This window comes from Nodosilinea sp. LEGE 07088 (assembly GCF_015207395.1).
Lineage (GTDB): Bacteria > Cyanobacteriota > Cyanobacteriia > Phormidesmidales > Phormidesmidaceae > Nodosilinea.
In genome coordinates, this window is sequence record NZ_JADEWX010000290.1 from 1 (window position 1) to 4,404 (window position 4,404).

Genomic DNA, 4,404 nt, shown 5'->3' on the forward strand with positions numbered 1-4,404 from the left:
GTGGGCATGATGGGAAGTCGCTAACAAATGCAGTCGTTGCTGCAGCAGGAGAGGTCATCGAGGAAGAGTCCAGCCTGACGGTAGGCTTCGAGGGGGGTGGGGTCGAGACCGAGGCGATAGGCGATCGCGTTGGCGATGACGGCAAAGCGCTGGCGGAATTTGTAGATAAAGCAGAAAATCAAATCCCCGTGGCGCACGGAAGGCCCGCTCACAAAGAGGCCAGGGGTGAGGGTAGATTCGTCGTTTTCTGTAAGGGCAGCGTAGCCTTCGGACCAGTCGAATAGGTGTGCAATCTGTTTCAAGCTGGTGTCAAAACCGGTGCAGAGAATCGGGGGATGGGCTGTCACCCACTTCTGGTATTCGCTGTAGACGGCGTAGCCACCGGGGATGGGTTTGACTGCTTCAATGGGGGCGTCACCCACCAAGTCCAGGCGGCCAGTGCGACGGACAAATTCCAGGCGCTGTAGGGTGTAGGGCGATAGGGATACGCTGGGATCTGTGTCAGGATCGGCCCAGGCCCCGGTGCGATCGAGCACGCTGACTTTCTTGCCCAGGGCGACCAGATTAGCCGCTGCATCCATGCCGCTTTCGTAGCCACCAATGATAATGAATTCGTCGCCCTCTAGATCCGTCCACGACCGAATTTGGGAGTTGTGGAGGCAGTGCTCTGCCCCTGGAAAGGGATTGAGATGGGGATATTGATATTCCCCAGCCGCCCAAATCACAAACTGGGTAGACATTTCACCGCTGCTGGTGTGCAGGGTAAAGCCGCCTTGGGGCAAGGGCTCAACGGTTTGCACATCGACTTCGGTCTGAATTGGCAGCTCAAAATGATCGGCCACGGTCTGCAAGTACAGCGCGTACTGCTTGCCGCTGATGTGTTCGCGGCGAAAGGCGATCGCAGGCGAAGTCTTCAAGGTCACAGAATTCAGGTCGAGCAGGCCAAACCCATGGCTAGGGAATGATGGCGTGATGAAGCTCATTTCGTCAGGCCAGCGGCTAAAGGAGGCTCCGACCTGGTGTCTTTCTAAAAGGGTGAAGCGCTCTAGCCCCAGGTCTTTGAGCACGACACCACAGCCGATGCCTGCGGCTCCGGCACCCACGATCACAACGTCATAGGACTGATTCGTTTGGGATAGGCTCACGCTGATTTATCCGGGTGACGAGATTTTTGGAATGATAATCATTATCAACCCTCTTGTCTAGGAAACGAAACAGGTTTCAGGTTCATGTCTGATGGAATAGGGCACTGCGCCCATCCCATCACCCCAACCCACCAGCCTTTAACGACACCATTGTCAGACCGATGCCGATGCAGACCGTGCCGAAAGCGCTGACCGCTGACAGCCGATGCATCACTCCAGCTCCAAAGGGGGAGTTTTCCAGCCACTGTTGTCCATAAACGGCGGCTAACCCCAGGGTCGTGAGCACCGATGCCAGACCCAGACTAAAGCCGCCGACAAGCACCAACCCATAGGCGATTTGGTGCAGCGCGATCGCACTCAGCAGCAACACCAGGGCCGATGGGCAGGGCACCAACCCACCCGAAATGCCAATGGCCAGGAGCGATCGCCAGTCCTCTGGGGCATGGTGATGGTGATGATCGTGGTGATAATGATCGTGATCGTGGTGGTCATGATCGTGGTGATGGTGGTGAGCACCAGACCACAGCCTCACCGCCAGCAACCTGAGGCCCACCAGGCAAATCGCTACCCCGCTGAGCGCCCCCAAAATGGGATATACCTGGTCGAGAACGACGTACTGCGAAGCCACCAGCGTGGCCACCCCCAGCGCAAACACCGTCACCGTGTGGGTCACCGTGGTGGCAATGCCCAGCCACAGCGCCGCCCCTGGGGTGCCGCGACTGCCCACCAGATAAGCGCCCACCAGGGTTTTGCCGTGGCCGGGGGACAGGGCATGAACAGCACCAAAGCCAAAGGCGATCGCAATTCCGGCGGCGATCGCCCCTGGGCTGGGCTGAGCAGTTAAAAGCTGGGTCAGTGAATTAGCGGTTTCCAGGTGAGCCAGAGTCGGCGTTAGCACTGGGAATGGGGCCATGGTGATAGTCTCTGGTTTAGAACCGAGCAGCGATAAGTACTGTGAACTTAACTGCTAGAATGATAATCATTATCAAACTCTTGTCCAGTCCTACTGTGCCAGCATTGCTCAAGCCTCTCTAAACCATGCTCCAAACCTTGCTGACCCGGCTGATTCAAGGCTATCGGATAGTTCTGTCGCCGCTGCTGCCGCCCACCTGTCGGTTTACCCCGACCTGCTCGCAGTATGCTCTGGATGCGATCGCCCGCTACGGAGCATTAAAAGGAAGCTGGCTGGCGATCCGCCGCATTCTGCGGTGCCACCCCTTTCATCCGGGGGGGTACGACCCTGTACCAGAGGTGCTCTGGACAGTGGACACGATGCCCCTGAATCGCGCCATCGAGAAATCTGCCCAGGCCGAGACACTCAAGCGGTCGCGCGATCGCTAATATCCTGCCCGGCCTAGTCAGACCGAGATTTCTGTGTTAATCTTTGTAAAGAAGGCTTGAAAAAGTGAAGCCCTTACACACTCGGAGATTAACGGTCATGGAAAACAGCGAAAGCAAGTTTGGGTTTGTTAACTTTGCCGAAACCTGGAACGGTCGCCTGGCCATGCTGGGTTTTGTGATTGGGGTTGCTACCGAGTTTTTGACCGGGCAGGGCATTCTGTCTCAAATTGGCCTGATGTAAGTCACTGAGCCAAGTCTCAGTTTTTTAGCCGGGGTGTGCAAACGCACCCCGGCTTTTAGGTTTCATCTACACCATTGACCACACCAGCACCTCCCCCTGCTGCCCCCCAGCGGCCAAATGCTGCCCCCCAGGATGCCAGGCCAGGGCAGAAAAGCCCCCTTTAGCTCCCTCCAAAATTTGGGCTGCGTTCACAGCGGCGTGCCACAAAACAATCCAGCCATCCTCTGATAGAGAAGCCAGCAGGCCCGTCTTGGGCTGAAAGGCCACGTCCAGTACAGTGCCGTTATGCAGATCCAGCGGCCAGCTTTCCCAGTCCTCTTCTGGCACCAGCATCCCCATCACCACCAGGTCGCGGGTCGCCGCCGCTAAAATCGGAGATTTATCGGCATCGGGAATGTCGGCCCAGGCCAGCTGGCGCACTTTGCCTGGAAACCCCTGAAGCAGCGTCGGTAAGTCTGTCGGGGCAACCGGCGTCTGCCGCAAACGATGTACCTGAGCCCAGGTCAGCACGCCCACGCTGTTGTCTTGGTTAGCTGAGGCCAAGTACGCTCCCTCCGGCGACCATTTTAAGTGTCGACTGGCAGACAGCAGCTCCCATTGGTAGCGGGGCTTTTGCCACTGGGTTACCGCCCAAATATGAACCTGCTGCTGGGCCGAGACAGCGAAATGCTCACCATTGGGAGACCAGCCTAAATCTTGAACATGGCCGGGCAGCACTAAGCTGGCTATGATTTCAGCGCGATCGGCATCCCAAATTTGGACGGTCTTTCCCCGGTTGAAAGCCAGCCAGTTCTCCTGGGGGTGCCATTGCAGTCGGTCAACCCAGGCAGAGCCGCATTCTAGGCTATCTACCTCGTGGGGCGACTCGCTGTTCATCTGCCAAAGGGTAACGTCGCCCCTTTGCCCTGCGGCCGCCAGCCATTGGCCATCGCCAGAGAAGCCAAGGGCATCGATCGAGAGGCCACTGCCCGATTGCAGCGGCACGGCCAGGAAGTTGCGCAGTAGCGATACCTCGCCACTGCCACTGGCGATCGCCAGAGTATTGCCGACCGGTGACCAGGTCAGAGCGGTGACGTAGTCTGTCAGGGCGTGCTGGGCACTAAGCTCTACCAAGGGTTGCGGAGAAAGGGCCATAGCTGGGCAATTAGCGGGTTCTAAATCGGGGATAGCTGAGTTGGGCAGCCGTATCTACGACGGTGGTGAGTTCAAAGTTCACGCTCGTCCAGCGGAGGTCTACCTGGGGCGTAGGGCTAAACAATAGGGGAATGCCAAACAGCTTGTGCCCAAGGGGATATAGCCGCTTAATGGAGGGCGACTCTCGGCCCAGGCCGCCCTCGAAGAGGGTTTGATAGCGCTGGGCAATGGTGATTTGGGTAGCCCTGCGGCCCTGGCGAGACAGTTGGTCGAGGGCTTCGCCAATCTCAAACCGCAGGCCATCAATGTGAATGTGTTGCCGATACCAGAGACCCTCCCACTGGTGCCAGCAACGGCCCGAGGGTACATGGATCAACTCGCCCTTGGGGCTAACTTCAAAGGCACCATGCCTGGGGCACAGGTAGGTATCGGTGAGAAATAGGGCCGAAATGGTGCGGTGGCAGTGGGGGCACCGAATCTCTGGGCCAAAGGCGGGGTAGTCGATGGCGGGGTGTGGCATGGGGAAAGGGAGGGGGTGAAGAG

General features: G+C 58.0%; 6 protein-coding genes. 2 read left to right on the forward strand and 4 right to left on the reverse strand.

What is annotated here, in order from left to right; genetic code table 11:
• Window positions 1-20: 20 nt before the first annotated feature.
• Complete coding sequence (locus IQ254_RS29880; RefSeq protein WP_193969780.1) at window positions 21-1,145, reverse strand: NAD(P)/FAD-dependent oxidoreductase; 1,125 nt, start codon at window positions 1,143-1,145, stop codon at window positions 21-23.
• A 118-nt stretch (window positions 1,146-1,263) separates the two neighbouring features.
• Window positions 1,264-2,058 (reverse strand): nickel/cobalt transporter, encoded by a 795-nt coding sequence (locus IQ254_RS29885; RefSeq protein WP_193969781.1) that lies wholly within the window; start codon window positions 2,056-2,058, stop codon window positions 1,264-1,266.
• 125 nt (window positions 2,059-2,183) lie between these two features.
• Between IQ254_RS29885 and yidD the strand changes: the two genes are divergently transcribed.
• Together yidD and IQ254_RS29895 are read left to right on the forward strand one after the other, a co-directional pair.
• On the forward strand, window positions 2,184-2,486 hold the full coding sequence (gene yidD / locus IQ254_RS29890; protein ID WP_193969782.1) for a membrane protein insertion efficiency factor YidD: 303 nt from the start codon (window positions 2,184-2,186) through the stop codon (window positions 2,484-2,486).
• A gap of 97 nt (window positions 2,487-2,583) precedes the next feature.
• Window positions 2,584-2,727 carry a chlorophyll a/b-binding protein gene (locus IQ254_RS29895; RefSeq protein ID WP_193969783.1) on the forward strand — a complete coding sequence of 48 codons (144 nt, stop codon included), beginning with the start codon at window positions 2,584-2,586 and terminating at the stop codon, window positions 2,725-2,727.
• A 66-nt stretch (window positions 2,728-2,793) separates the two neighbouring features.
• On the opposite strand, the gene IQ254_RS29900 is transcribed toward IQ254_RS29895, so the two are convergent.
• Both IQ254_RS29900 and IQ254_RS29905 read right to left on the reverse strand, forming a co-directional pair.
• Complete coding sequence (locus IQ254_RS29900; RefSeq protein WP_193969784.1) at window positions 2,794-3,861, reverse strand: WD40 repeat domain-containing protein; 1,068 nt, start codon at window positions 3,859-3,861, stop codon at window positions 2,794-2,796.
• A 10-nt stretch (window positions 3,862-3,871) separates the two neighbouring features.
• Window positions 3,872-4,381, reverse strand: coding sequence for a TIGR02652 family protein (locus tag IQ254_RS29905; protein WP_193969785.1), 510 nt, complete (start codon window positions 4,379-4,381; stop codon window positions 3,872-3,874).
• Window positions 4,382-4,404: the final 23 nt, after the last annotated feature.